General features: G+C 59.3%; 30 protein-coding genes. 17 read left to right on the forward strand and 13 right to left on the reverse strand.

The features are described 5' to 3' along the window. Positions 1 to 5: 5 nt before the first annotated feature. From MCM46_12570 to hemH, 12 genes are all read left to right on the forward strand, one after another. Positions 6 to 596, forward strand: coding sequence for a hypothetical protein (locus MCM46_12570; protein ID MCG3112641.1), 591 nt, complete (start codon positions 6 to 8; stop codon positions 594 to 596). Next, on the forward strand, positions 593 to 1,156 hold the full coding sequence (gene cobU, locus MCM46_12575; GenBank protein ID MCG3112642.1) for a bifunctional adenosylcobinamide kinase/adenosylcobinamide-phosphate guanylyltransferase: 564 nt from the start codon (positions 593 to 595) through the stop codon (positions 1,154 to 1,156). The genes MCM46_12570 and cobU overlap by 4 nt, the downstream gene beginning before the upstream one ends. Further along, positions 1,122 to 2,186, forward strand: a complete 1,065-nt coding sequence (gene cobT / locus MCM46_12580) for a nicotinate-nucleotide--dimethylbenzimidazole phosphoribosyltransferase (GenBank protein MCG3112643.1) — start codon at positions 1,122 to 1,124, stop codon at positions 2,184 to 2,186. Before cobU ends, cobT begins: the two co-directional genes overlap by 35 nt. Continuing rightward, positions 2,183 to 2,914, forward strand: coding sequence for an adenosylcobinamide-GDP ribazoletransferase (gene cobS, locus MCM46_12585; GenBank protein ID MCG3112644.1), 732 nt, complete (start codon positions 2,183 to 2,185; stop codon positions 2,912 to 2,914). The genes cobT and cobS overlap by 4 nt, the downstream gene beginning before the upstream one ends. 129 nt (positions 2,915 to 3,043) lie before the next feature. After that, on the forward strand, positions 3,044 to 3,607 hold the full coding sequence (locus MCM46_12590; GenBank protein ID MCG3112645.1) for a cob(I)yrinic acid a,c-diamide adenosyltransferase: 564 nt from the start codon (positions 3,044 to 3,046) through the stop codon (positions 3,605 to 3,607). 17 nt (positions 3,608 to 3,624) lie between these two features. Then, positions 3,625 to 4,305, forward strand: a complete 681-nt coding sequence (locus tag MCM46_12595) for an adenine nucleotide alpha hydrolase (protein ID MCG3112646.1) — start codon at positions 3,625 to 3,627, stop codon at positions 4,303 to 4,305. Beyond that, entirely contained in the window at positions 4,302 to 5,222 is a 921-nt protein-coding gene (locus MCM46_12600; protein MCG3112647.1) for an ABC transporter substrate-binding protein, read from the forward strand. Before MCM46_12595 ends, MCM46_12600 begins: the two co-directional genes overlap by 4 nt. Continuing rightward, a complete protein-coding gene (locus tag MCM46_12605) occupies positions 5,219 to 6,295 on the forward strand; it encodes an iron chelate uptake ABC transporter family permease subunit (GenBank protein ID MCG3112648.1) in 1,077 nt (358 codons plus the stop codon). The genes MCM46_12600 and MCM46_12605 overlap by 4 nt, the downstream gene beginning before the upstream one ends. Then, positions 6,282 to 7,085, forward strand: a complete 804-nt coding sequence (locus tag MCM46_12610) for a heme ABC transporter ATP-binding protein (GenBank protein MCG3112649.1) — start codon at positions 6,282 to 6,284, stop codon at positions 7,083 to 7,085. Before MCM46_12605 ends, MCM46_12610 begins: the two co-directional genes overlap by 14 nt. Before the next feature lie 4 nt (positions 7,086 to 7,089). Then, positions 7,090 to 7,968 carry a TonB family protein gene (locus tag MCM46_12615; GenBank protein ID MCG3112650.1) on the forward strand — a complete coding sequence of 293 codons (879 nt, stop codon included), beginning with the start codon at positions 7,090 to 7,092 and terminating at the stop codon, positions 7,966 to 7,968. A 356-nt stretch (positions 7,969 to 8,324) separates the two neighbouring features. Then, complete coding sequence (gene hemE / locus MCM46_12620) at positions 8,325 to 9,287, forward strand: uroporphyrinogen decarboxylase (GenBank protein MCG3112651.1); 963 nt, start codon at positions 8,325 to 8,327, stop codon at positions 9,285 to 9,287. Positions 9,288 to 9,307: 20 nt separating this feature from the next. Further along, positions 9,308 to 10,243, forward strand: coding sequence for a ferrochelatase (gene hemH, locus MCM46_12625; protein MCG3112652.1), 936 nt, complete (start codon positions 9,308 to 9,310; stop codon positions 10,241 to 10,243). 113 nt (positions 10,244 to 10,356) lie between these two features. Here the strand turns inward: hemH and MCM46_12630 are convergent, their stop codons facing one another. After that, positions 10,357 to 11,898, reverse strand: a complete 1,542-nt coding sequence (locus tag MCM46_12630; protein MCG3112653.1) for a hypothetical protein — start codon at positions 11,896 to 11,898, stop codon at positions 10,357 to 10,359. Positions 11,899 to 12,046: 148 nt separating this feature from the next. Here MCM46_12630 and MCM46_12635 point away from each other — a divergent pair, with 148 nt between their 5' ends. Both MCM46_12635 and hemG read left to right on the forward strand, forming a co-directional pair. Further along, a complete protein-coding gene (locus MCM46_12635; protein ID MCG3112654.1) occupies positions 12,047 to 12,892 on the forward strand; it encodes a response regulator in 846 nt (281 codons plus the stop codon). A gap of 201 nt (positions 12,893 to 13,093) precedes the next feature. After that, positions 13,094 to 14,515: a protoporphyrinogen oxidase gene (hemG, locus tag MCM46_12640; protein ID MCG3112655.1), complete on the forward strand. Its 1,422-nt coding sequence runs from the start codon at positions 13,094 to 13,096 to the stop codon at positions 14,513 to 14,515. A gap of 100 nt (positions 14,516 to 14,615) precedes the next feature. Here hemG and MCM46_12645 read toward each other — a convergent pair whose 3' ends face one another. The 12 genes from MCM46_12645 to MCM46_12700 all read right to left on the reverse strand — a co-directional run bounded on the left by MCM46_12645 (position 14,616) and on the right by MCM46_12700 (position 23,919). After that, positions 14,616 to 14,960 (reverse strand): tetratricopeptide repeat protein, encoded by a 345-nt coding sequence (locus tag MCM46_12645; protein MCG3112656.1) that lies wholly within the window; start codon positions 14,958 to 14,960, stop codon positions 14,616 to 14,618. 81 nt (positions 14,961 to 15,041) lie between these two features. Then, positions 15,042 to 15,659, reverse strand: a complete 618-nt coding sequence (locus MCM46_12650) for a TlpA family protein disulfide reductase (GenBank protein ID MCG3112657.1) — start codon at positions 15,657 to 15,659, stop codon at positions 15,042 to 15,044. A 9-nt stretch (positions 15,660 to 15,668) separates the two neighbouring features. Beyond that, positions 15,669 to 17,099, reverse strand: a complete 1,431-nt coding sequence (locus tag MCM46_12655) for a hypothetical protein (protein ID MCG3112658.1) — start codon at positions 17,097 to 17,099, stop codon at positions 15,669 to 15,671. Between the two features lie 25 nt (positions 17,100 to 17,124). Beyond that, positions 17,125 to 18,120 (reverse strand): transporter, encoded by a 996-nt coding sequence (locus tag MCM46_12660; GenBank protein ID MCG3112659.1) that lies wholly within the window; start codon positions 18,118 to 18,120, stop codon positions 17,125 to 17,127. Positions 18,121 to 18,238: 118 nt separating this feature from the next. Further along, a complete protein-coding gene (locus MCM46_12665; protein MCG3112660.1) occupies positions 18,239 to 18,547 on the reverse strand; it encodes a hypothetical protein in 309 nt (102 codons plus the stop codon). A 124-nt stretch (positions 18,548 to 18,671) separates the two neighbouring features. Next, positions 18,672 to 18,974 (reverse strand): hypothetical protein, encoded by a 303-nt coding sequence (locus tag MCM46_12670; protein MCG3112661.1) that lies wholly within the window; start codon positions 18,972 to 18,974, stop codon positions 18,672 to 18,674. Positions 18,975 to 19,006: 32 nt separating this feature from the next. After that, positions 19,007 to 19,876 (reverse strand): metal ABC transporter permease, encoded by an 870-nt coding sequence (locus MCM46_12675; GenBank protein ID MCG3112662.1) that lies wholly within the window; start codon positions 19,874 to 19,876, stop codon positions 19,007 to 19,009. Between the two features lie 61 nt (positions 19,877 to 19,937). Continuing rightward, positions 19,938 to 20,849, reverse strand: a complete 912-nt coding sequence (locus MCM46_12680) for a metal ABC transporter substrate-binding protein (protein MCG3112663.1) — start codon at positions 20,847 to 20,849, stop codon at positions 19,938 to 19,940. An 11-nt stretch (positions 20,850 to 20,860) separates the two neighbouring features. Continuing rightward, a complete protein-coding gene (locus MCM46_12685) occupies positions 20,861 to 22,060 on the reverse strand; it encodes a hypothetical protein (GenBank protein MCG3112664.1) in 1,200 nt (399 codons plus the stop codon). Between the two features lie 96 nt (positions 22,061 to 22,156). Then, positions 22,157 to 22,468, reverse strand: coding sequence for a hypothetical protein (locus MCM46_12690; GenBank protein MCG3112665.1), 312 nt, complete (start codon positions 22,466 to 22,468; stop codon positions 22,157 to 22,159). 40 nt (positions 22,469 to 22,508) lie between these two features. Then, on the reverse strand, positions 22,509 to 22,997 hold the full coding sequence (locus MCM46_12695) for a response regulator (protein MCG3112666.1): 489 nt from the start codon (positions 22,995 to 22,997) through the stop codon (positions 22,509 to 22,511). Between the two features lie 160 nt (positions 22,998 to 23,157). Next, entirely contained in the window at positions 23,158 to 23,919 is a 762-nt protein-coding gene (locus MCM46_12700; protein MCG3112667.1) for an alpha/beta fold hydrolase, read from the reverse strand. A gap of 162 nt (positions 23,920 to 24,081) precedes the next feature. Here MCM46_12700 and MCM46_12705 point away from each other — a divergent pair, with 162 nt between their 5' ends. The 3 genes from MCM46_12705 to trpS are packed head-to-tail and all read left to right on the forward strand — an operon-like array spanning position 24,082 to position 26,901. Then, positions 24,082 to 25,086, forward strand: coding sequence for an anthranilate phosphoribosyltransferase (locus tag MCM46_12705; protein MCG3112668.1), 1,005 nt, complete (start codon positions 24,082 to 24,084; stop codon positions 25,084 to 25,086). Further along, positions 25,083 to 25,880: a sirohydrochlorin chelatase gene (locus MCM46_12710; GenBank protein MCG3112669.1), complete on the forward strand. Its 798-nt coding sequence runs from the start codon at positions 25,083 to 25,085 to the stop codon at positions 25,878 to 25,880. The genes MCM46_12705 and MCM46_12710 overlap by 4 nt, the downstream gene beginning before the upstream one ends. Before the next feature lie 13 nt (positions 25,881 to 25,893). Next, positions 25,894 to 26,901, forward strand: coding sequence for a tryptophan--tRNA ligase (gene trpS, locus MCM46_12715; protein ID MCG3112670.1), 1,008 nt, complete (start codon positions 25,894 to 25,896; stop codon positions 26,899 to 26,901). Positions 26,902 to 26,917 lie beyond the last annotated feature (16 nt).

The raw sequence follows: 26,917 nt of genomic DNA on the forward strand, positions 1-26,917 counted from the left end.
AAATCATGAAAACGTTCGAAAATAAAAAGCTTACTCTGATTATTTTCCTCTCACTTGCAATCCTCATGGCCGCGACCCGTTTTCCCTCGATCGGATCGGTGGTGGGACTCCACAATGCGTCGCTGGCGGTCTTCTTTCTTTCCGGGTTCTATCTCCGATCGATCTTCTTCTCTCTGTTTTTCGCGGAGGCGGCGCTGATCGATTATGCCGCGTTCATGGGGGGCCAAAGCGATTGGTGCTTCACGCCGGCCTATCTTTTCCTGATTCCGACGTATGCGGCCCTCTGGTGGGCGGGTCGCTGGTATGTAAGTTGGTATCGTCCCGTCTGGCGGACGCTGATCCCGTTGGGCCTGGCGCTGTTTGCCAGCGCCAGCCTGGCGTTTGTGATCTCCAACGTCAGCTTCTATTTTTTCTCCGGGTATTTTGTGGAGATGGGATTCGGACAGTATGCCGTAGAGGTGGCTGAATATTATCCGCCGTATGTGGCCCGTCCCTTTTTCTATATTGCGTTTGTCGTCGGCTTTCATCTCCTCGCTGAGGTGTTCGGGCGCTCGAAGCGATTCTTCGCGCGGCTGGTGCCGGGAGCTTCTTGGTGAATCGTCTGATCCTCATTCTCGGCGGCGCCCGCTCCGGCAAAAGCCGGTTTGCATTGGAGCGGGGAGAAACGCTGGGTGAAGAGAAGATCTTCATCGCCACAGCGCGACCGTCCGATGCGGAAATGGCGCGGCGGATCGAGCGGCATCGGCGCGAGCGGCCGGAGGGCTGGAAGACGCTGGAAGAGCCGCTGCATCTTGCCGATCGGCTCCAGTCAATGCAAGGAAAAGGTGTGGCGGTGATCGACTGCCTGACCCTTTGGCTTTCCAACCTTTTGACGGCCGTTGGGGAAGATGAGGAGAAGATCCTCGGCGCGATCGACCGGTTGGTCAGCGTGGCGCGATCGGTCAATTTCTCGATCATTGCCGTTTCGAACGAGGTCGGATTGGGAATTGTTCCCACCGATCATTCCCTCTCCCGGCTCTTCCGGGATCTCTCCGGCCTCCTTCACCAACGGTGGGCCGCCGAGGCCGATGAAGTCTTTTGGATGATGGCGGGAATCGCCGTCCCCATCAAAAGGAAGCATGATGAAAAAGCTGCAGTTAGTTATCGGCCGGATTAAGCCGCTGGAAGAATCGGGACGCCTTCTTGCTCAGAAGCGTCTCAACAGCCTGACCAAGCCGCTCGGCAGCCTCGGCCGCTTGGAGGAGTTGGCGGCCTGGTATATCCAGGTGACCGGAAAGATTCCTTCACCGCCGTTGAAGAAAGTCATTTGCGTCTTCGCCGGCGATCACGGGGTGGTGGAGGAGAAGGTCAGCGTCTATCCCAAGGCGGTCACGGCGCAGATGGTTTACAACTTCCTTCACGGCGGGGCCGCGATCAGCGTCCTCGCGAAGCAGGCGGGGGCCGACGTCCGCGTGATCGACATCGGGGTCGACCACCCCTTTGGGAAATTGCCGGGATTGATCGATCGAAAGATCGATCGGGGAACCCGGAACATGAGACTCGGGCGCGCCATGTCCCGGAGACAGGCGCTGTCGGCGATCGCCGTCGGATGCGACCTGGCGGAAGAAGAGGCCCGTCGCGGCACGAATCTATTGGGGACCGGCGAGATGGGAATCGGCAATACCACTCCCAGCAGCGCCATCACAGCCCTCTTGACCGGCTCGCCGGTGGAGGCGGTGACCGGACGGGGCACCGGGATCGACGAGCCGACGCTCCGTTTGAAGCGGACCGTCATCGAGGAGGCGCTTCGGGTCAACCGGCCGAATCCGGAAGATCCGATCGATATTCTCGCCAAGGTCGGCGGGTACGAAATCGCCGGAATCGTCGGCTTGCTCCTTGGCGCGGCGGCAAATCGAATCCCGGTGATCGTCGATGGCTTTATCTCCACCGCCGCGGCCTTGATCGCCGTGGCCATTGCGCCGGAGGTCAACGGATATCTCGTCGCCGCCCATCGCTCGGCGGAGTCGGGCCACCGGATCGCGTTAGACAAGCTGGGACTCGTTCCACTCTTGGATTTGAACATGCGGCTGGGCGAAGGGACCGGCGCGGCGTTGGGAATGGGATTGGTCGAGAGCGCCGTTCGCATTCTCACCGAGATGGCGACCTTCGATGAGGCGGGTGTCTCCGGTCCGGAGCGGAAACGATGAGAAGCTTCTTCACCGCGATCGGCACCCTCACCATCGTCCCATGCCATCATTCAATGATCGCCACCGAGCGCGACCTCGGCCGCTCGGTCCTCTTTTTCCCGGTAGTGGGATTGGCGATCGGCGTTTTCTTGATGGGGCTCGCCCAACTCCTGGGACTGATTCTCACGCCGGTCCTCTCGGCGGCCCTGCTCCTTCTCGCTTTGGTTTTGATCACCGGCGGGCTCCATCTCGATGGATTGGCCGACCTCTGCGACGGCCTGGCCGCGGGCGGGGGCCGGGAGCGAATTCTCTCCGTGATGAAGGACCCACATATCGGCGCGTTCGGCATGATCGGTTTGGGGGTGGTCTTGATCTTGAAATATGCTCTCTTTGGTGAGATGATTCGTAGGGGGTGGCTGACCGCGTTTCTCCTGATGGGGCTCCTCAGCCGGTGGGCGATGGTCCTGGCGAGTTTTTTCGGGAGGTATGCCAGAGAGAGCGGGACGGCGCAGCCCTTCATCGGGCGGATCAGCCGGTTCCAATGCGCCGGGGCGACTCTGATGACTCTCGCGGGCGCGTTTCTGATTTCAAAGGGAATCGGATTGATTGCCGTATCGCTCGTCTTTTTATCGGTTTTGGTTTTTAATCGATTTCTCGAATCAAGGATCGGCGGCTGGACGGGGGACGCGCTCGGGGCGCTCTCGGAGATGGTAGAAGTGGGGGTGCTCCTCTTCATCAGCGCAGTTTAGATTAAGCCGTCATTCCCGCGAAAACGGGAATCCAGAAGCCATTGATTTAAATAAAACTGGATTCCCGATTAAACATTTCAGGAATGACGGACAGAGAGCTTTTCAAGGAATGATGAAAGGAGTTCATTGATGCCGCGAATTACAAAGGTCTACACGCGAACCGGAGATGATGGGAGCACCGGGCTCGGCAGCCGGCGGCGGGTCCCGAAGGACTCCGCGCGGATTTCATCGTATGGCACGGTCGATGAGCTCAATTCCCAGATCGGCGTCGCCATGGCCGCCGGGCTCGACACGGTCCTGATGAAGGCCTTGGCCGGGATTCAGAACGATCTTTTCCACCTCGGCTCCGACCTCTGCATTCCGGAAGAAGATAAGGTGAAGATGAATGTGCCGAAGATCGAGCAGCGCCACATCGACGCGCTTGAAGAGTTGATGGACCGTCTTTCGGAAGCGCTTACGCCGCTCGAAAATTTCGTTCTTCCGGGCGGTACGCCCGGCGCGGCGCAGCTTCATGTCGCCCGGACCGTCTGCCGCCGGGCGGAGCGGGAGGTGATCGCCCTCCGGCGGGTCGAAGCGGTCGGCCCCTTTACGGTCCCCTATCTGAATCGCCTCTCCGATGCGCTCTTCGTCATGGCGCGATACGAGAACAAAAAGCGGGGGATCGCCGATCTGTTGTGGGACAGCCGGGCGTGAGCGAAGAGGAAATATAGATGAAGAAAAAAACCTGGCTTTCCTGGAGCAGCGGCAAGGACAGCGCTTGGTCGCTCTTTCGTCTCAGGCAGCAGCCCGATATCGAGGTGACCGGACTGGTCACGACAGTGAACGAGCGGCATCAGCGGGTGGCGATGCATGCGGTCCGGTTGAGCCTCCTTCAGGCGCAGGCCGAAGCGGCGGGGCTTCCCCTTCACGTCGTGCCGATCCCTTCTCCATGCAGCAACGAGGCATACGAGGCCGCGATGCGCCGGCTCATCGAAGAAGCGAAGCAGGAGGGGGTGACGCAGATGGCCTTCGGCGATCTTTTTCTGGAAGACATCCGAGCGTACCGGGAGCGGCAGCTTGCCGGCACCGGGATCACGCCGCTCTTCCCCCTCTGGCAGATCCCGACCGACCGCCTCGCCCAAGAGATGATCGCCGGGGGTCTGTCTGCCGTCATCACCTGCATCGATCCGCGGCATCTTGCGCCGACCTTCGCCGGGCGAACGTTCAACGCATCCTTCCTGGATGACCTCCCGAAAGAGGTCGATCCGTGTGGGGAGCGGGGGGAGTTCCATAGCTTTACGGTCGCGGGGCCGATGTTCCGCCATCCGCTCTCCGTCACGGTTGGCGAGGTCGTCACGCGGGACGGGTTTGTTTTTGCCGATCTCTTGCCGGCGGCGGAGGCGGTCCGATGAGAACGGTCCGGCCCGTCCTTTGGATTCTGGCGCTCTTTCTTCTTTTCGCCGATCACTCCCTGGGGGTTGCGGCAGAGGAGACCGTTCCCCCCAAGAAACCGCAGCGGATCGTCTCGTTGACGCTCGGCACCGATGAAATTCTCTTCTCCCTGGTCGATCCGAAGCGGATCGCGGCGGTGACCTACCTTGCGGCCGATCCGGGGATCTCTCATGTGGCCGAGGCGGCGAAGGGTGTGCCGAACAAAATCCGGGCGAACATGGAACAGGTGGTGGCGTTGCAGCCCGATCTGGTTTTTGTGGCGACCTACACCTCGATGGATGTCGTGAAGCAGTTGAACGAAGCGCGGCTTCCGGTGGTCAAGCTGGAACTCTTTTCCTCCATCGAGGGGATCAAGCGGAACATCCTGACGGTCGGACAGGTGGTTGGAGAATCGCGGCGGGCGGAGGAGATTGTCGCCGAAATGGATCGGAAGCTTAAGGCGATTGCAGAGCGTGTGGCGGCGGCTCCGCGGCGGCCGGGGATTCTTTTCTATACTCCGACCGGCGTGGTGGCCGGCAAGGAGACCACTTTCGATGAGATCGCTACATTGATCGGCGCAAGGAATCAGGCGGGGGAGGCGGGACTGGTCGGGCATCAGAAGATGTCGGTCGAGAGGTTGATCCAGCTTGATCCGGAGATCGTCATCGTGAGCGAGTGGAATCCGGAGGAGGACGATTTCTATCAAAAGCTGATGGCCCATCCGGAATTGGGGCATCTTTCGGCGATTCGGAACCGGCGGGTCTATTCCATTTCAGAGAAGCATCTTTCGACTGTCTCTCACTATATCGTCGACGGAATCGAGCAGATGACGCGGATCATCCATCCGGAGGGGTCCGGTTCGGCGGCGATGAACAAAGAGGGGGGGCGCTCCCGATGAGGCCTCCTTCGTTGGCCCTTCCGCTGCGGCGCGATTTCCCTTCCTTCTGGCCGAAGGCCGGTCTGCTGACCTTGCTCTTTCTCCTCCTAACCGGGAGTATCGTCGTCGCGACGGCGGTCGGATCGGTGGCGGTACCGCTTCCGGTGGTTGCGCGGCTGATTTTGAATCAACTTCCCTTTATTCATTTTACGGGGTGGGAGGCGTCGCAGGAGATCATCATCCTCACCGTCCGGCTCCCGCGGGTGCTTCTGGCGGCGCTGATCGGCGGGGGGTTGGCGGTTTCGGGGGCGGCGATGCAGGGACTCTTCCGCAACCCGATGGCCGATCCGGGGGTGATCGGCCTCTCCGGAGGGGCGGCGCTCGGCGCGGTGATCGCGTTGGGATCGGGACTTGCCTTTCATCATCATCTCATCCTGCCGGCCTTCGCCTTCGCCGGCGCCTTCGGCACGGTTCTCCTGGTCTACCGGATCGCGACAAGGGACGGGAAGACGCCGGTCACCACCTTTCTCCTCTCCGGGATGGCGGTCGGGATCTTCATGGTGTCGATGATGTCGCTGATCCTTTCCAGGCTCACCTCGGTCGCCGTGGTCGGCGAGATCCTCTTTTGGTTGATGGGGGGGCTTGATGCGCGGGGGTGGATTCATTTGAAGGTGGCCTTTGTTCCGATCCTGCTGGGGAGCGCGGGCCTTCTCTTCTTCGCCCGCGATCTGAACCTCCTCGCCCTGGAGGGGGAAGAGGGAGCGGCGGCGCTTGGGATGCGGGTGAAGTCGGTCCAGCGAATCCTGCTGTTGCTCTCCTCGCTCGTCACCGGCGCCTCGGTCGCCTTCACCGGGACGATCGCCTTCGTCGGCCTGATCATCCCGCATGTCGTTCGACTGATCATCGGTCCCGACCACCGGATCTTGCTGCCGGCCTCGTTTCTGGCGGGGGGGATCTTTCTGGTCGGCGCCGATCTCTTGGCGCGTACCGTGATCTCGCCGGAGGAGCTTCGTTTGGGGACGATTACTTCGCTGGTCGGCGTTCCCTTTTTTCTCTACCTTCTTCATAAAGGGATTCGTGATGGCGGGCGCTGAGACGGGGGGGATCGAGATCCAAAAGGTTTCCCTTTCGAGGAGAGGAAGGCCGATCTTGCATCAGATCGACCTCAAGATCGGGGGCCGAGAGCTGATCGGCCTGATCGGTCCGAACGGCGCGGGAAAGTCGAGCCTGCTGAAGCTGCTGATGAAGCTCCTCACGCCGACCGACGGCGCGATCCTCCTCGACGCGAAAGATCTCAGTGAGTGGAGCCATCGGGCGCTTGCGCAGCAGGTCGCCTATCTCCCGCAGAGCCCGTCGCTCGATTCCGCTTTTCCCTGCCGGGAGGTGGTGCTGATGGGGCGGTATGCCCATCTCGGGCGGTTTGAGCGGGAATCTTCCCGCGACTTTGAAATTGCCCAAGAGGCGATGCGGCGGACGGCGACGACCGCTTTAGCAGATCGGCCGGTGACGGAGCTGTCGGGAGGAGAACTTCAACGGGTCCTGCTGGCCCGGACGCTGGCGCAGGAGGCGAGCACGCTTCTGCTCGATGAGCCGACGGCGAACCTCGACCCTCAGCATCAGCTCGGCGTGATCGAGCTGGTTGTCTCGCTCGTCGAAAAAGGAATTTCCGTTGTGATGGCGTTGCACGATCTTCACCTGGCGGCGCGTTATTGCCGGCGCTTGATCTTGCTTCATCAGGGGGAGGTGATTGCGGACGGTGCGCCGGGGGAGGTCCTGACGGAGCAGAATCTGCGGCGGGTCTACGGCATCGAGGCGGAGGTCGCGATTCATCCGACGCTTCACTATCCGGTGGTGACCCCCCTTTCGATCGCGCCGGGGAGGTGAAACGATGAGATCAAAGATTCGTCTTTCATTGCTCCTGTCCCTTGTGTTTCATGTTGTTTTGGTCCTGGGGCTCTTTTCGAGGGCCGATCACGACGGGAGAGAAGCAGAGGGTTTGATTGTCGAATTGGTCTCGCTCGGCCAGATAGCGTCGGCTCCCCTCCGCACCGGCGATTCGACCGGCGCATCCGATCTCCTCCCGCAGCCTGCTTTTCCGATGGGATCTGATGAGACCTTCGATTCGATAGAGGAGGAAGCGCAGCCGCCCGAGCCCTTCTTTGATCCGGACGCCGAAGCGCAATCTCCTCCCACGTTCGATCAGGAGGAGCAGGAGATGTCGTTCCCGGAGGAATCCGATCGTTCCTTCGATCCGGACCTTCCTCCCATGGAAGATGTTGAGGAATCCTTGTCCGAGGAGCGGACGGAAACAGAGCCGGCATTCAGGCGGGTGGCAGGGATCGATCGATCCAAAAAAGAATCGACCGGATCAACAGTGCCTAAGGGCACCGGCCATGGTTCCCCGGGAGACGGCGCGCCACAGCCGACCGTCGGTGATGCGATGCCCGGAGGAGCCGCGGGTGCCGGAGGAGGGCAGAGCGGTCCCCGCTTTGTCATTCCGAGCGCGGGACAATCCAATCCAAAGCCACACTATCCCGAGCGCGCACGGGCCGAGGGGAGGGAGGGAACGGCCCTTCTCCGGGTGACGGTTCTCGCAACCGGGAAAGTCGGCGAGGCGCTCATCGAGCAATCTTCAGGGCATACCGATCTCGACCGCTCGGCCGTCGAGGCGGTGAGGAAGTGGACTTTTCTCCCGGCCCGACGGGGGGAGAATCCGGTGACCTCATCCATCCGTATTCCTGTCATATTCGCGCTTAATCACCCTTAAAGAGCCTCATCTGGGCAAATCATTAGAGCTCGTCATTCCCGCGAAAGCGGGAATCCAGAAACAGATATCTAAACACTGGATTCCCGCCTGCGCGGGAATGACACCAAGAGTAGTCCTATGCGATTGACTCCTCCCTCCCAGGATGCTAAAATCCGGGAATTTTAAAAATCAAACTAATTAATTAGATGGTTGAGGATAGAGTCGATTAGCGTACTGTTTAAGATTGTTGAAAGATAGATAGTGATTAGTAGTGATAAAATACGCTGATAAATCATATTAAACTGAAGGAGTCTCCCACGAACGATCGATTCTTAAAAGCCTGCCGGCGGGAGCCGGTTGATTGCACCCCGATCTGGCTGATGCGCCAGGCGGGGCGCTACATGAAAGAATTTCGCGAGATCCGAGCGAAACATTCTCTCCTGACCGTCTGCAAAACGCCGGAGCTCGCCGCCGAAGTGACCCTTCAGCCGATCAAACGTTTCGATCTCGACGCGTCGATCATCTTCGCCGACATCCTCCTGCCGCTGGAGCCGATGGGGCTCCAGCTCGAATTCGTGAAGGGGGAAGGCCCCGCCATCCACAATCCGGTCAAAGATAAAAAGGGGGTCGAAGCGCTCCGGCCCGTCGAACCGGAAGAGAGTCTCGGCTACGTGATGGAGGCGATCCGGCAGGTTCGGCGCGAGCTCAAGGTGCCGTTGATCGGTTTTGCCGGCGCCCCATTCACCCTCGCAAGCTACATGATCGAAGGGGGCCATTCCCGGAACTACCTCGACACCAAGCGGATGATGTACGGCGCGCCGGAGGTCTGGGATCTCCTGATGACGAAGCTGGTCCGTGTTCTCACTGATTATCTGCTCGCCCAAGTTAAAGCGGGGGCGCAGGCGCTTCAGGTCTTTGACAGCTGGATCGGGGCCCTTTCACCCGACGACTACCGGCGCTTTGTCTTCCCCCACATGAAGGCCCTCTTCACTTCGCTTCGGAGCGCGGGGGTGCCGCTGATCCACTTCGGGACCGGCACCGCCACGTTGCTGGAGCTGCAGAAAGAGGCGGGGGGAGACGTGATCGGCCTCGACTGGCGGGTCAATTTGGATGAGGGATGGAAGCAGCTGGGGTACGATGTGGCTGTTCAAGGAAATCTCGATCCGGTCGTCCTCTTCGCGCCGCGGGCCGAAATCGAAAAGCAGGTGGATGAGATCATTCGCCGCGCCGCCGGCCGCCCCGGCCATATTTTTAATCTCGGCCACGGCATCCTTCCGGAGACCCCGCTTGAGAGCGTCGACGCGGTGATAGAGCGGGTCCATCGAAAGAGCGCGAGATGATCACCCGGAACGGAAACCCGATGAAGAAGGTTCCATCGGAGCAGGTGGCGGTCCTCTTGATGGCCCACGGCGGGCCCGATTCGCTCGACGATGTCGAGCCGTTTCTCCGCCACATCATGAAGGATCGGGTCCCCTCGCCCGAGATCGTCTCGCAGGTCCGGGAGCGGTATCGGCTGATCGGCGGGAAGTCGCCGCTCCTGGAGATCACGCAGCAGCAGGCCGCCGCCCTGGAGACGGAGCTGAACAAAAAGTCGTCCCGATTCCGCGTCTACATCGGGATGCGCCATTGGACCCCCTTTATCAAAGAGGCGGTCAAGCAGATCATTGAGGATCAGTCGCAACAGCTCATCGCCCTCAGCCTGGCCCCTCAATATTCCAAGCTGAGCGTCGGCGCCTATATCCAGGCGCTCCAGACGGCGCTCGCCGACGCCGGGAGCGACCTGCCGATGACGGCGGTGGAGAGCTGGCACAACCAGCCGCTGCTGCTCGATGCTTTCGCGAAGAAAGTAAAAGAGGGGCTGAACGGCTATCCGGAAGCGATTCGATCGACCGTTCCGATCCTCTTCACCGCTCACTCTCTTCCGGAGCGAGTTCTCACGGAGGGGGACCCCTATCCGAAGGAGTTGGAGGGAACGGTCGCCGGCGTGGTGAAACGGCTGGGAAACGTGAATTCCCGCTTTGCCTATCAGAGCCGCGGAATGTCGCCGGGAAAATGGCTGGGACCGGAGGTCGATGACGTCCTCAACGAGCTGACCGCCCAGGGAGAAAAAAATCTCCTGATCGTTCCGGTCGGATTCGTCTGCGACCATGTCGAGATCCTCTACGACATCGACATCCTCTACAAACAAACGGCGGAATCCAAAGGAATCGAACTCCGCCGGACCGAATCGCTCAACGCCTCCCCGCTCTTCATCCAGGCGCTCGCCGCCGTCGTCCACGCGCACCTGCCGGTGTAAATCATCTTTGATATAAATTGTAATTGTTTGTAGGGGCGCCCCGATGTGTGCGCCCTTTTTTATTGTGTGATTTTCCAGAAGGGACAGGGCAGGGCGGACACACCGGTCCGCCCCTACAATCGATCGGGATGATCTTTTCGGACAACGGCCATCCCGACAAGAAATAACGCCATCAGCCCATACGCCGCCGCGATCCGGAACGGGTAGATCGTTTCGATCCCCCACGGGAAAAAGAGCCGTCCATCTTCAAACGGCGAGTGGATCACGCCGAAGAGGGCCAGCGCCCCGGCCGCGCCGAAAAAAAACGCCGCGCGGAGAAGCCGCCGGTCGATGATCTCCGCCAGCGCTCCACCCCAGAGAAGCGAGGAGACGATAAATCCGTTTGAGAGGAACAACATCGCCTGGTAGGTGATGGCCGTCTCGCCCTGGAGGTCGGAAGCGCGCTTTCCGAGATGGCCGAGCAAGCCGTTCATCTGGATCAAGATGACGGCGGCGATTACCGGGAGGAAGGCGAAAGCGACCGCTTTGTAATGCTCCTGGGGGGTGGCGGCGAAGGCCTGCGCGGTGATCTCCAGGCCGATGAAGACCAGGATCGGCGCCACCGCCGTCTCCGGCAGCAGATCGACCACATTCCCTAGGAATCCGAAGATTCCGGCGAGCCCGATAAAAAGCGCCGTCGCCAAGGTATAGCCCGCTCCGCCCCCCATCTCCTTGTAAGCCGGATGGCCGATGTAGGGGGTCGTCTGGACCACGCCGCCGCAGAGGCCGCTCGCGACCGTCGAGAGCCCGCTCGTGAGGAGAATCGACCGGGTATCGTATTCATCCCCCGCCGCCGCGGCGCTTTCGGTCACGTCGATCCCGCCGATGATGACGATGATGGCGAAGGGGAGGGCGATCGGGAGGTAGGTCAACACATAAGGAAGCCCTTCTAAGAAGGCCAGCGTCGGCAGAGGGAGCGCTCCGGCGGCCGTTTCGTGGAGCGCCGCTTCGTGTCCCAGTCCGAAAAGACCAAGCAGGTGGGAGAGGAGAATTCCCAAGACGACCGCCGCGAAGGCGGCGGGGATCCGGAAGGGAAAAGGAATTTTCCCGACGATGCAGGTGAGAATCACGATCAATGAGAGAAAGCCGACAAGGGGAGACTGAATGATTTTCAGCAGCGGGAGAAAGGCGATCAAGAGAAGCGCCACCCCGGCGATCGGCCCGAGCAGGCCGGCGCGGGGGACGGCCCGCTGGATCATCGGGCCGAGGAACGCCCCCGCCGTTTTGACCAGCCCGACCAGAATGATCACCGCCGTCGAGATCTTCCAGGCGAGCGCCGCGTCGTTCGTCGCCACATAGGCGGGGCCGATGACGCCAAAGGTAAAGGCGAAAAGCGAAGGGGTGTCGATGCCGAGCGGCATCGCGGTGATGTCGGTCCTTCCGGTCCGGCGGGCGAGGCGGATCGCCATGATCGTGTAGGCTAAATCACCGACGAAGACGCCGATCGCCGATCCGGGGATCATCCGGCCATAGACGATCTCGCGCGGAAACTGAAAGATGCCGACCAGGATCGCCGCCATGATGACCAGCTGGGTCATGTTGTCGACGACGAGGCCGAAGAAGGCGTTGAGATCGCCGGGCCGCAGAAGGAGTTTTTCTTTAAGATTTCTTCGCATTCGAGCCTGTTCCGAAGGGGAGCTCCAAGCGGAGGAGTATACACACTCAAAACCGGGACCACAACGTTATTTTTGGGAAACCGACAGGTCTACCCCCGAAGACTTAAAGAGTGTCTTCGCTTGCTATTGTCATCCTGAAATTCTTATAATGTTAATCACTATGGGAAACGCCTCGAAAATAAATATCCTGCTTGTGGACGACCATCCGGAGAATTTGCTTGTCTTGGAAGCGATTCTGGAATCCCCCGCTTATCACATCGTGAAAGCGCTTTCCGGGGAGGAGGCACTGAGATGTCTTCTCAATCAGCCCATTTCACTGATCCTCCTCGATGTGCAGATGCCGGGCCTCAACGGATTCGCCACCGCGAGGCTGATCAAAGAACGGGAGTCGGCGCAGCACATCCCGATTATTTTCATGAGCGCCATCCATAAGGCCTACGAATACGTTTTAAAAGGCTACTCCGCCGGCGGAGTGGACTACCTCTTTACCCCGTTTGATCCGGAGATCGTCCGGGCAAAAGTGACCGCGCTGGTCGAGCTCTTCAACCGGGAGAGCCAACCCAAACCGCTGGTCGACATTCTCCATCTGAATGAACGGAGGCACCGTTACCGAAGCTTGGCGGAGGCGCTGCCGATCATTGTCTGGACGGCCTTGCCTGATGGTCCCATCGATCACATCAATAAAGAGTGGCGTAATTACACCGGGATGACGTTTGATCAGAGCAAAGGGTGGAGATGGGCGGCCGCCCTGCATCCGGACGATCTTCAATACTGTCTTGACAGACTGGCCCGAGCCATCCGCGTGGGGAAGGATTGTGATATCGAATGCCGGCTCAAAAGGAAGGATGGAAGCTACCGCTGGCATCGTCTCCGGACCGCCCCGGAGCGAAATCTCAAAGGCAAACTGATGGGGTGGTTTGGAAATGCAATCGACATCCACGAGCAAAGACAAGTAGAAGAGACAGAAAGAAAGAAAACGAAACACTCCTCCTGATTCCGTTCTGTTTTATTCCCTTCCCTCGCCTTTTCGGGGCACTGTCCCGGACTTCCAACAAGACATTCATCGCGTAGGCTTCGCCCCTCCGACCCGACAAGAATCGGGACGAGGCATGCCTCACCCTGCGTCTTTTTCTGTGCCTTTCTTGAATCTTTTTCCTATTTCTCATAGAATGGCGGAAAATCTAGTAGGGACCGTATGGAACAGAAAAAGAAGGTCATCATTGTCGGCGGCGGAATCACCGGGCTTTCGACGGCTTATTTTCTCCAGGAGAAAATGAAAGAGAACGCTCTTCCGATCGACTGCATGCTGATCGAATCGGACGCCCGTTTCGGCGGGAAGGTGGTGACGGAGCGGGTCGACGGGTTTGTGATCGAAGGGGGGCCCGATTCGTTCATCACGCAGAAGCCGTGGGCGCTCGATCTCTGCAAGCGGCTGGGGCTGACCGACCGGCTGATTCAGACCAACCCCGTGGAGAAGGCGATTTATATCCTCTCGGAGGGAAGACTCTGCTCGATCCCGGAGGGGTTCAACTTGATGGTGCCGGGGCGGGTGATGCCGTTTCTTTTCTCCCCGCTGGTCTCGCCGTTCGGAAAGGCGCGGATGGGGCTCGATCTCCTCATCCCGCGAAAAGGGACGCCGGAGGATGAGAGCATCGCGTCATTCGTCCGCCGAAGACTGGGACAGGCGGCGGTCGAGCAATTCGCCGAGCCGATCCTCGCCGGGATCTACGCGGGGGACGCCGAGAAGTTGAGCATGATGGCGACCTTTCCGCAATTTGCGCAAATGGAGCGGGAACATGGGAGCCTCGTCTGGGGGATGTGGATGCGCCGGTGGGATGCCGCTAAAAAGCCGCTCCGGAAGAGTGAATGGAGTCTCTTCGTTTCGCTCCGGGATGGGCTGGCCGGTTTAATCGAAGCGATCCGATCAAGATTAGATCAGGTGATGTTGCTCTCCGGCCGGAAGGTCGTCGGTATCCGTCCCGCGGGAACGCAGTTTGAAGTTTCTCTCGATGGAGAGAAACTCCTCGCCGACGCGGTCGTGATCACGACGAAAACCCACACGGCCGCCGACTGGATCGAGGGGTGGGATGCGCCGCTGGCGAAGCGGCTCCGGGAGAATGAATATGTCTCGACGGCGACCGTCTCGTTGGGGTTCCGGAAGGCCGACGTTCCCCATCCGCTCAACGGCTTCGGTTTTGTGATCCCGCGGCGGGAGAAGCGGAAGATCATGGCGGCGACCTGGACCTCCACCAAGTTCCCCGGCCGGGCGCCTGAGGGGCATGTTTTGATCCGGTCTTTTCTGGGGGGAGCGCATCAGGAAGAGGTCGTCGGTCTGGACGATGCGTCGCTCATCTCGGTTGTCCGGGAAGAGCTCCGGTCGATTTTAAAGATTAAGGCCGAGCCGGTGGCGGCCCGCCATTTCCGCTGGATCAAGGCGAACCCGCAGTACCATGTCGGCCACCTCGACTGGGTGGCGTCCGTCGAAAAAGAGGGGGCGAAGCACCGCGGCCTCTACCTTATCGGGGCCGCTTATCGGGGGGTCGGCCTTCCGGATTGCATTCATCAGGGGATGGAAACGGCGGAGAAGATCGTTCGATCGGTCTCTTCTAGAACCTGAATAAAAAGAAAAGCCCCCAGCCTGTTCCTCCCCCCTTGGTGGAAGAGGTCAGGCGGGGGCAAATTTTCATCCGGATGATCGTCCTGCTTTAAGCGCTCGGCTACCCTTGCGGGATCATTTCCGGCGACTCTGCCTGTGCAATCAAATTGGCCGCCTGGTCAAAATGTTTCTCTGCCTGGTCTGTTTGTCCCGCCGCCGCCAGGGCCATTGCCAAGTTGACATGGGTTTCCGGCGTGGTGGGGTCCTCTTGCTCGGCCGCTTGGAAGTGGATTACCGCTTCATCGAACTTGTCTTCCCTAAAAGCCTCGACCCCTTTCTTAAAGTGTTTTTTCGCTTCCTCATCCGCAATTCCTTTCGGCTGCACCGGCTCGATGTGATCGGCGAAAACCGGTCCGGTCATCACTGCCAGCAGGAGTGCCGCTAAAAATCCAATCCATTTTTTCATCGCTCTTCCTCCCTCTGATTCTAACTCTCAAGATTTTATTCTAGGCGCTTCGAATAGAAGGGATCAATTCACTCTATTGGGCTACTCCGAATCAGTACTCTCGAGGTGAAGGGTAGGCGGTGGAGCGCTCAACCCGAGCGTTGGTTTTTTCAGTAACCTTTTAAAAGCTTCCTCGATACTCTGCTCCGTCAATGTCCCCCCCACGACCCGTTCTCGAATAATTCCGTCTTGATCGATAAAGAAGGTCACCGGCAGGCTGACGACGCCGAAGCGCTCGGCGATGTTCGCCCTCCGGTCGAGGAGGATGGGGAAGGTCAACTTTCCATGGTGCGCGAAGGAGCTTGCCGTGTCGAGTTTCTCCCCGAAATTCACCGCGAGAACCACCAGGCCGTCCTTCTCGTATCTTTCATAAGCGGCCTGGATCTCCGGCATTTCTTTCTTACACGGTTCGCACCAGGTGGCCCAGAAGGTCAACAGCACCACCTTGCCGCGATAGTCGTTCAGCGAGACGGTCTTCCCCTTGAGCGTTTCGGCTTGAATGGAAGGGGCCGGGCCGCCGACCTGCGGCGGCTTCGACCCCATGCCAATAAGGACTCCCCAAGAGAGAAGAAGGACGAAGAAGAGGCCGGCTTCCCGAAGGGAAAGGCGGGGAGGGGCGGGAGCCCCTCCCTTTTTTATTTTTTGATGATTGTCTTTCATTTGAAACCTCTATTCATGAGAAAGATCCCCTTCCAGTGAAAAGACCAGAAGGCTGGTCGGTGTTCCGCCGACTTGAACGGTATCGACCACCGCATTGCTGGTGGCGTCGATCACCGACACCGTTCCCTCGGTGCGGTTGGTCGCGAAAACATGTGTTGCTTGGCCGCCTTCCTCTAAAATCGCGATCGATCTTCCTGCCGTGGTTGTTCCGACAGTAATCTCGGCCGGAGCAGGCAGGGTCGGCAGAGCGGAAATGTCATAGGCCAGGACGACATCTCTTCTTTGGGTCGGCCTCTGTGCACTTCCCGACCCGGCGACATACATTTTTGCCCCGTCCGACGTAAATTCAATCGCACCTGGATTAATATTCACAAGATCGTGCGTTGTGGCGCCGTTGGGGTTGGTTACATCGATGACTGTCAGTTTGCCCGTCACCGTGGACGAATCGAAGCCTCGGACGATAACGAAGCGGCCATCAGGGGTGACGTGAGTCGCGCCTGCAAATCCAATGTCCAGTGTCGTCTCAATTGCGAGGGTGGCCGGGTTGATGATGTTGACGGTTCCATAATCCTCATTGTTGTTGTAGATTTTCCCGCTGACCTCGGAAAACACCATCCCGTGTGGACCGGCTTCGTTCGGCGTGGTGATATCGGCATCACAGGTTCCCCCTGTTTCCTGCGCCGGATCGCAAAGGTCGATCGTATCGATCACGGTGAGATAGTTGGGGTTTGGTGAGGCTTCCGTTCCAGGATCATTGTCGATGACGGAGATCGTTCCGTCGATAATGTTGCTGATGAAGGCCCGAAGCGGAATCGAAGCCTCGGTCGCCGTCGGTGTGCTGAAGGCGGTTTTGTGGTGTCCTTTCCCCACACAGATCGTGGCAAGCACCTCGCCGGCGTTCACCTCTTCCTCTTCATCGTCGTGACCGGCGGTGCCATGGTTTTGGATCACGGAGACCGATCCAGTCTGGGCCGTGTTGCAGGCGGCGGTGACGGTGTCGATCCCGGTCGTCGGGTCTGAATCATTCTGGACCCAGATCCGGCTTCCTTCCGGGTCGCGATTGATGTGGACGGGCCGCTGGCCGACGGGGATGAATTTCCTAAACGTGGTTATATCCCCCACCGGATCGAGCGCGGCGACTTGGTTCGTGCTCCCCAGGTTGATGAAGATGTGGTTCTTCCTCGACGAGGTCATATCCCCTACGCTGGAAAAGAGATCGATCGGCTCGACCAGCGTGTTTCCTGCAACGCCGTGCTCGATGACGGAGACTGTCCCGTTCGTGTTTCCGACTAAGATCCGGGCTTCCACCCCGGCGGGTGCCCCTGCACTTTGCGAGAGACTGGAAGGGGGGCTCGACTGGCTGCCGCATCCGGTGACGGCAAAAAGGGTGGATAGGGCGATCAATAATCTAAAACGAGTAACCTGCTTTTTGAAATTCATGGCACTTCCTCCGATTTGATCAATTTTAGAAAACATGAGAGACCCCGAAGATGAAGCCGTAGCGAGGGGCGATGTTGACCTCGTTGACCTCTTGATAGATCGGGAGCTGGACATGGGTATAGAGCGCCGTGTTGGGGGTCGCCTGAAGCGTCACCCCCGGCGTCAAATAGACCCATCTTCCGCCGGTGCTCGGGACTTTTTCTCCCTTGAATTCATCATGCGGAGACTGGCGAAGATTCACCTGGAGACTGACCAGCGCCTTTTCCATCAGGCGATAGGAGCCGCCCGCATTCACAAGGAGGGTGTGGCCGAAGCGATAGTCGAGCGGATTCTCGGTGTTGATCTGATAGGAGGTGGAGAAGAAGGTGTCGAATTCGTGCGGGATGATCTGGTAGGCATAATAAAGAGAAGCGATGCCGTCCCAAGAGCCGGTGCCGGGCTGGATCGTCGGCTCGTTGATTGCGCCGTCGTGATCGAGGAGTTTATATTCCCCCGTCGGGGTCTTTACTCCCAAACCGACCACCATGAGATTCTTGGTCCTGACCAGGAGGGCATATTTTCCGATCAAACGAATGTCGCCGAACCCCGAGCTTCCGTCCGACCGGCTGAAGTCGCCGGGAACATGGGCATGCTCGTGGGTCCGTAGATTAAAGAAGGGGACCGATGCGGTGAGGGTAAACCGCTCGCTGACCCCGAATCCGAGATCGAGCTGCATCAGCTCATTGTTGGTCCGGATCTCGCTGTGACCGTTCGGGACGATCACCCCGTTTTCGAAATCGATCCGGGGAACCAGCGCCTCGGAAGCTTTGTCGTTGCCCCGGAGGATCTGATCCATCGGGATCCAACGATAGGAGAGATCGACGACAATCTGGCCGGGGGTGGCGATTCCCTCTTGGGTGCCGGTGACAAGGAAACAGTTTGCCGATCCGCAGCTTGCGAGGGCGACCTTCGCGCTCAGCATCATGATCAGTGCGACGAGTAAGACGAGTAAACCGATGTTCCATAGAACGATCCGACGCATGAAAACTCCTTTTCAGTGATTTCGGATCGCGCCGAGTGAGACCACGCTGAACACCAATGTGCAGGCGGTCACTTCCGCGGCGCGTCCGAATGAATGATTTGACGAAGAACGAAATGATTTAGGAAAGGGAAAAAGGAGGAGGCCGGATGGTCCCGGTGGAGAGGGGTTGCGGCCGGGGAGGTTCTTCCGGTTGAATGGTCGGGATTTCAAAAGAAGGGGTCGATTGCCCGTCGAGGGTCTGCCCCGATGTGTGGACGAAGGTCGAGGCGGCGCACATCCAGGTGCAGATGAAAGAGGCATGCTGCTTGGCATGATCCTCCGCATGCTCCTCATGGCTGAGGGCATGCCCCTCGGCGCGAACCATGATTAGGCCGGTCGAGATAAGATAGACCAGTGTAAAGAGAAGGGCGGTCTGTTTAATCCACACTCTGGACATCGTGTTCACAAGTTAAAGGAGCGTGCGAAGCATCGCCTTTCCAGGCGGATCGCGGGTGAACCAAGAGAATGGCCCCATTCGGGAGCGGGCTCATTCAGGGAATGTTAAATAAGGTTCAGAGGGGAGGGGCCCGGCTGTGAAGCCGCAGGAGAAGGGATTGATGGGGGAGCGTTTTCGGAAGGGCAAGAACCGTTCCGATGAATAACAGAGAGAGGGTCAGGGGAACCATTTGCGTCCGGTCGGTGACGGTGGCTGCGCAGGCGAGGAGACAAGAGGCGCTGTGCGAGACCGTCCGGCCGTGGTGATGGCTCTGCTCCGTGGGGGAGTCGAACGCGCAAAGGGTTCCTAGAATGAGCGCTGCAAAATAGATTACAGGGAAGGAGAGGAAGAGAATCTTTTTGTAGCTTAAGCGGAACATGCCTCTATTCATAGCGCTATTCAAACTTGTTGTCAAGCTTTTTCACCCTTAGGGGGGTTGCCGCGGGGCCGTGTTGCTCGGATTCCGGGCCGGATCATCCGAAAAAGGGATCTTCCAAGGATCGGAAGAAGGAGGAGCAGCCCGAAGGCGCAGACGATCGAGGCCCCTGTCGGGAGGTCGAACGTCACCGAGGCGGCCAGCCCCAGGAGGCTGGCCGCCGTTCCAAATCCCCAACCGATCCATAATCTAGGCACAATTCCGTCCGTCAGAAACAGCGAGGCCAATGCCGGGACGATGAGGAATGCGAAGACGAGGAGAACCCCGGCCAGCGAGACCGAACTTGTCACCACCACGCCGAAGGCCGCGTAGAAGAGAAAATCCCAGGGGCGGAAACGGTATCCCCTGCGGAGGGCTTCCTCGGGGTTGAACGAGATGAGTAGAAAGGCTTTTCGGAAGAACCAGTGGAAGAGGCCGACCGCTGTGTAAAGAATCGCCGTCTTCGTAATCTGCGCGGGGGTGACCGTGAGGATATTTCCGACCAGCAGTCCGCGGATGTGCTCCGCCCCGCCCGGGGCGCGGTCAAGGACGATGACGGCGGCGGCGGCCGAGACGACATAGACGATTCCGATGATCGCCTCTTGGGGGATCTTTTCATCGCGCGATCGGGAGAGGGAGAAGAAGGCGGCGCCGATCAGGGTCATCCCGAGGGAGGCCCAGTAGGCGGCCGGATCATGCAGGTCGCGGCCGAAGAGAAGGGCTGCGGTCGCGCCGAGCGCCGCCATCTGCGCCAGCGCCAGATCGACGAAGATCACCCCCCGCCGGATCACATGGAGGCCGAGATAGGTGTGAATCCCGGTCAGAATCAGACAGGCGATGAAGGGCCAAAAAAGAAAAGACAGCATCAGATCCTCGTATCGATATTTGATCGTCTCTGTTCTCGTAGGGGCGTATCGCAATACGCCCCTACCGCAATGCCTCCGCCAAGCGGTTCGTCAAAAGATCGAAGAGGTCGAAATAGTCGTTGATCCCGGCCGAAGCCGATACCGAGGGGGGAAGCGGTACAACCTTCGCTCCCGTCTTCTCCGCCAGGAACTTCGGCGCCTGATCGCTGAAATACGGCTCCATGAGGATCACCTTCACCTGCTCCCGCGGGATCAGCGCGATCACCTCCCTCATGTGGGAGGTGGACGAGGGGATCCCCGGTTTCGGCTCGATATATCCGGCGGCCACCAGCCCGAACCGTTTCAGAAAATAGGGCCAGCTGTTGTGATAGGTGATCACCTTCGCCCCCTCGAACGGTTTCATCCGCTCCTGCCACCGGGAAAGGGCCGCGTCGATCCGAGTTGAGAAGTCGGCGAGGTTCCGGTCGTACTCCGCTGCTCCCTTCGGGTCGACCCGTTTCAACCCTTCGGCGATGTTCCTCGCAATCTGTTTTCCATTCATCGGATCAAGCCAGATGTGCGGATTCCCCTGAAGGTGAACGTCTCCGGCGGACCGGTCGATCGGCTCCGCCGGAACCTCCAGCGCCGTGATTCCTCTCGAAGCATCGACAAAACCGGGCGCCCCGCTCTGGATCTTTCCATTCCGTCCGCCGAGCAGCAAGGGCCCGACCCACGCTTGCTCTAATTCCAGGCCGACTTGGACGAAGAGGTCGGCCCGGGAGAGTTTCAACATGAAGCTCGGTTTCGCCTCGATGAAGTGGGGGTCTTGGACCCCCTTTGCAAGGGATTCCACTTCCACCCGCTCGCCGCCGACCTCTTTTGCAATTGCGGCGAGATCTTCGGTGGTGGTGACCACATTGACCGGAGCGGCCTCGACCGGCCGGGCGATCTGGAGCGTCAAAAGAAAAGATGCGAAAAGAAAGATCGGTCTCATCTCCGCCTCCTTCAAAACGTATGGGCGCCGTGAGCGCCGATGAGGAATGCGTACTGAATAAAAACGGCGTGAATCGGGTCGTCCCGATCGTCCGAGTTGTCATAGTTATACTGAAGGCGGATCTTGGAGAACTCGGAAGGGTAGAAGGTCAGGTTCGACGAAGCGCGCCATCGCTCTCCGGAAGCGGGATCGACCGGATCGGTGGCGTCGGCCTGTTCGTATCGGATCCCGGCGACCCAGCGCCGCGCGAAGCCATAGAGCGACTGAATATAGAAACCGTCATTCGCAAATGTCTCCTCGGACAACACGGTCCCGTCGTCCAGGGCGGCCTCTCCCGCTTCGTAGCTGCGGCGCATCGCCTCTCCCTGAAAAGTGACAAACGGCCAGCCGTGATCGGCGGTGAGCGGCTTCCATTTCACAAAGAGATCGACCCCATGAATCCGTGTCGAAGTATTCTCCCCCGTTCCGTTGGGGCCGAAGAGATGGGAGGTCCCCGCGACAAGGGTCACGCTCTCCGAGAGATCGAGCGAGGTTTTGATCCGGCCCAGATAAAGAAGGTCCCCTTCATCGTGCACATCGCGCTCGAGAATCGGCCGGCCGGCGAAGGTCTCCTCGGGAGCGAAGAGAAAGCTGGTCGCCGTCTCTCCCTCGGCATTCTGGGCGCTTCCGATCAACTCCAGATAAAAAGGGAGCGGCAACAGAGCGGAGAGCTGTACGCCCGGGCTCCTTAAACCATCGCCGCCGAACATCAGCGTGTTGATCATGTTCTGATCGGCAAAGTCCCAGACATGCGGATGAAGCGGGTTTTGCCGGCCGAACCGGGTGAAGAATTGTCCCCCCATGACCTGAAGGCCGTAGGGAAGAGAGAGAGTGGTTAGGAAGGCTTCTTCCACTTCGATAAATGATTCGCCGTCTTCGAGACCGAAAATCAGGTGGGCTTCGCCCCGAAAGTAAGGGTCGACATTGCCGGCGAGGGTCAATTCGAGATTCTGAAGGGTGAACCCTCGTTTGTTCGGATCGTGGGCGCCGAATTGAAGATGGTCCGGATCGGAAAAGGTGGCGGCGGAGAAAAGGCCGTCGAGTGAAATCTCCGGATTGAACGTCTGGGCGCTTCGCGCCGGCGGGGCGATCCCCTCCTGAGCGAAGAGCGAAGGGACGATTCCCAGAATCGCCCCCAGAACTGAAAGGGCGAACAGAATAGAACGCATCATGCTTCCTCCATGTCGATGGGTAGAAATCGTCGCGCAAGATCCCGTCCGATATGGGACCTCCTGCGCGATTCTATTCCAATGATGGTTTAAGCGGGTTTAACAGAGAGAAGCGAGATACGGTGGGGCGCGGGTCGGTTTTTGGAAAGAAATCCGCTCGACCGGGAGGAAGAGCCTCGGAAGCGGGTTCCCGGTGAGGTGGATGAGAAAGAGGGCCAGCGCCGCGAGGAACGGAACCGACGCCTGGCTGTTCTGGACCCAGAGGCCGATCGCGCAACCGTGCGGGTCGACCAACTCGTCTTCGGAATAGGCGTGAAAGAGGGCGAAGCCGGAGAAGAGGAAAAGATAAAGAACCAGACCGAGGGTCAGCAGGCGGAGCGGCTGACCCTTTTTGAGGATGCTTGAATGCATGACGCAAAGCTAATCAAAAAGCGAGCCGAATGTCAACGCTTTATTTCGCCGGCGCGGAGCGGAATGCGAGAAAGGCGGCCCATGTGCGGATCGATTCCCCAATCAGCGCGATCACTCCCGTCAAAGAGGCGGTGAGCGCTCCCGGAGGGGGAGGGGGCGGTTCGGTCGGGAGGAGTTTTCTGATTTTCGTGAGGATCTCCTTTGGGTTCAGCGGCTTGGTGAGATACTCGTTGGCGCCGAGGGCCAGTCCTTGTTCCCGCGAAAAAGGGTCGGTTTTCGCCGTGAGCATCAGAATCGGGATGTGGTTGGTTTTTGGATTTCCCCGGATCGCCCGGCAGACTTCAAAGCCGTTCATCTTCGGCATCATCAGATCGAGCAGAACCAGCGCGGGGAGATCACGCTCGGTCTTTTCTACCGCCTCTAACCCATCCTTTGCGGTGATCACCTCGTACCCCTCTCTTTCAAGCACCGCGGAGAGAATGAGGATCGTATCGATATTGTCATCCACCGCAAGGACTTTGTGCGGCATTTCTCCTCCTTCATGAAGATGAGGCTGTCCGGAAGATCAGGGACGCAGCGTCATTCAGCAACATTTTTTCAAGTTTGTGCAGCGGATTCTACACCAGGCCTATTGAGACTACAAGGGGGGAAAGTAACTACGTTGGAGAGGATGCCCGCCTGAAACGCGGCTATTTCGTGATCCACTTCTCGATCCGGGTGATCATCCGCTCGAAATCTTCCGGTTTTGAGAACTCATGGTTGGCGCCGGGGATCGCCTCCATCTCTCTTTGGTCGTTCGGCAGCCGGAGGGTGTCGAAGAGGCGGAGGCTCTGATCGAACGGGACATACTCGTCGGCCTCGCCATGAACGATCAGCGTGGGAGGTTTGATCTGCGCGGCCGCCCGGTAGGTGTCGTATTTCAATTGATCTTCATAGAAGGCATAATCGAGCCGGGCCTTTCCATGCGGGGTGGCGATCGCGAGGATGCCGCTCTCCTTCCAATGGCTCATTCCGGTCTCCCCCAGCTGCGCCCGCCAGATCGGCGGGTAGTCGGAGACGGGGCATTTGAGGGCGACGGCGAAGAGCGCCGGGTGTTTCGCGGCGGTATGGACGGCGACCAATCCGCCGAAGCTCGATCCGACCAGGCCGACCTCCGTATATCCGTTTTCGTTTAACCAGCGGATCATCCCCTCAGTCTGCTCCAGGCATTGGGTCAGCGTCAGGCGCGAGAAAGGGCCGTCGCTTTCGCCGTGGCCGAAGAAATCGAACCGGCAGGCCGCGATCCGCTTGGAGAGAAGGCGGGGGGTAAGGGTCCGGTTGGTCTCGCTCTCCTTGCTCGACATAAAACCGTGGCAGAGGAGGACAGCCCGGGAGGTCGATCCCTCGGGAGTCGCCAGAACGACCGAGGTTTTTAGCTGATCGGTCAGATTTAATTCGAGTTTTTTCTCCATGCGGCCTCCGGTCATATCATTGAGAAACAGGATACCTTTTTGCCGGATGGCTTGCAAGCAACTTCTCCCCCGCCCTCCTCCCGTGTTTTAACGGGTTTCTCCCTTGACACCCTTTTCATCTCTCTCCATAATACGGGCATTATGCTGGGACGGATGCAATATTTGGTTCATAAAGTCGGAGCGGGGGAGAAGGCGGCCCAAGACCTGACTTACGAGGAGGCGCGCGAGGCGGCGCAGCTGCTTCTCTCCGGAGAGGCGACGCCGGCCCAGGCGGGGGGTCTTCTGATCGCGATGCGGGTGAAGAATGAGACGAATGAGGAGATGCGCGCCTTTACCGAGGTCTGCCGGGATTACAATAAGCCGTTGATGCTCAAGCGGGGAGTGGTTCCGCTCGATATCCCGGTGTATGCGGGGAAGAAAATTTTTTTCCATGCGATCATCCCGGCGGCATTTTTGATCGCGGCGTCCGGACGGCCGGTCCTGCTGCACGGCTTTTCCGGCGCCCCGGGACGGCTGGGGGCGGCCGATGTGTTGCGCTCGCTCGGGATCTGCGTCGATTTCACCCCGCAGGAGGGATCGACCATCTTAGAGCGGCAGGGCTTTCTCTATCTCGATGTGGCCAAGTTCAATCCCCCTCTTCACCGTTTCCAATTGCTGCGGACCGAGCTCGGCGTCCGGACCCTCTTCAACGCCGTCTGCAGGATGGTCGATCCGGCCGATTCCGGCCGGCACCTCATCGGGATCTCGCATCCCCCTTATTTCGAGAAGACCCTGGAGGTATTGAAGCGGCATGGAAGCCGTCGCACCTTGATCGTCCGAGGGGTCGAGGGGGGGCCGGAGCCGTCGATCACCTCGGAGACGAAGGGGTTTCTTGCGATAAATGGGGAGGCGGCGGCGCTCTCGATCGCCGCCGCGGAACTCGGCCTCTCCTGGGCCAAACGGAGCGATATCCCGGGAGGGGAGCCGGAGGAGCAAGCGGGCCTGATTGAAAAGATTCTCGCCGGAGAAAAGGTCGGACCGGTGCGGGAGTGGGTGCTGCTGACCGCCGCGACCGGCCTTCTCGCGGCGGGGGAGGCGCCGACCCTTGTGGACGGGTGGAAGCGGGCGGAGCAGGTTCTCAACGAGGGCGCGGGGCTTCGCAAGCTAAAGGAGAGTGCGGGGGCATGATGGGGGGAGCCAAACCGGATGCCCGGACCGACACGATTCTTCTGCTGGGACATGGAAGCCGCGATCCGGCGGCGGTCGAGGAGTTCGAGCGCTTTGTCGCTTTCTTCAAGGAGTGGAGCGGTTTTCCGAGGGTTTCCCCCGGCTATCTGGAGCTGACCGCCCCGTCGATCCCGGAGGCGATCGATCGCGCCGCGGCCGAGGGGGCGGCACGGATCTGGGTCTACCCGCTTTTCCTTTTTCCCGGCCGCCATGTTTCCAGTGATTTACCGCGCTTTTTATCCGAGGCGGGGACGCGGCATCGAGCGGTCCCGATCCACTTCGGGGAGGCGATGCACCGGCACCCGAAACTGCTGGAGTTGGCGAAGATCCGGATCGGTCCCCTTCCCGCGGAGGAGGACCGGACCGCCCTTCTTCTGGTGGCGAACGGGAGCAGCGACTCCAGGGGGATCGAAGCGGTCGAGCACTTCGCGGCGAAGTTAAGGCCGATGCTCCCTCAAGTCCATTTTCTTCCCTGCTTCGCAGAGATGGCCTGGCCGTCGATGCCGGACGCCTTTGCCCGTTGTCTTGGGATGGGGATCACGTCGATCGTTGTCTTCCCTTGCGTTCTTTTTACCGGGAGAGTGTTGCAGGGGATTCGTTTGAGAGTGGAGAAATTCCGGGAGATCGATCCCGCCCTCTCCATCCGGATGGCCGACCCCTTCGGCATCCACCCGCTGCTGGCGGAGATCGTCTGGGAAGGGGTTCAAGGGGCTTGGCCTGTCGCCAACGGTTTGAGGGTCCGGTCGAACGGGTAATACGGGAGGAAGGATGAATCAAAAGAAACGGATTTTAACGGGGGACCGGCCGACCGGCCGGCTCCATCTGGGACATTACGTCGGCTCCCTGGTCAATCGGGTGAAGCTTCAAGAGGAGTATGAGACCTTCATCTTGATCGCCGACGTCCAGGCGCTGACAGACCACTTCGAGCATCCGGAGATCTTGCAGCAGAACATCCGCGAGGTGACGAAAGATTATCTTGCAGTCGGGATCGATCCGGGCAAAAGCACGATTTTCATTCAGTCGTTGATTCCGGAGATCGCCGAGCTGTCGGTCTATTATCTCAACCTGGTGACCGTCGCGCGCCTTCAGCGCAACCCGACGGTGAAAGACGAGATGCAGCAGAAGGGGTTCGAGCAGAATCTCCCGGCGGGATTCCTCGTCTACCCGGTTCATCAGGCGGCCGACATTACGATCTTCAACGCCGATCTGGTGCCGGTGGGAAAAGACCAGCTTCCGATGATCGAGCAGACGGTGGAGATCGTCCGGCGGTTCAACGCCCTTTATGCGCCGGTTTTGGTCGAGCCGCAGGCGAAGGTGGGGGAATTTGCACGGCTTCCCGGCATCGACGGCCAGGCGAAGATGAGCAAGAGCCTCGGCAACGCGATTTATCTGGCCGACGACGCGAAGGCGGTCGAGGCGAAGGTGATGCGGATGTATACCGATCCGACCCGTCTTCGCGCGACCGACCCGGGGCATATCGAAGGAAACCCGGTTTTCGTCTACCACGACGCCTTCAACCCGGACAGGGAAGAGGTGGCCGATCTTAAGGAGCGTTATGTCCAAGGGAAGGTCGGCGACGTCGAGGTGAAAAAGAAGCTGGCAAAAGCGCTGAACGCTTTTCTCGATCCGATTCGCGAGCAACGCGCCAGGTATGACCAGGACGAGAAGGCGATCGATGAGATTTTAAAGGAAGGAACCCGGCGCGCCCGCGCCGTCGCGCAGGAGACGATGGGCCAAGTCCGCCGGGCGATGAAGATCGACTACCCGTTTAAATGACAATTACGAATGAGGA

The sequence above is a fragment of the Candidatus Manganitrophus morganii genome (genome assembly GCA_021651055.1).
Taxonomy (GTDB): Bacteria; Nitrospirota; Nitrospiria; order SBBL01; family Manganitrophaceae; genus Manganitrophus; species Manganitrophus morganii.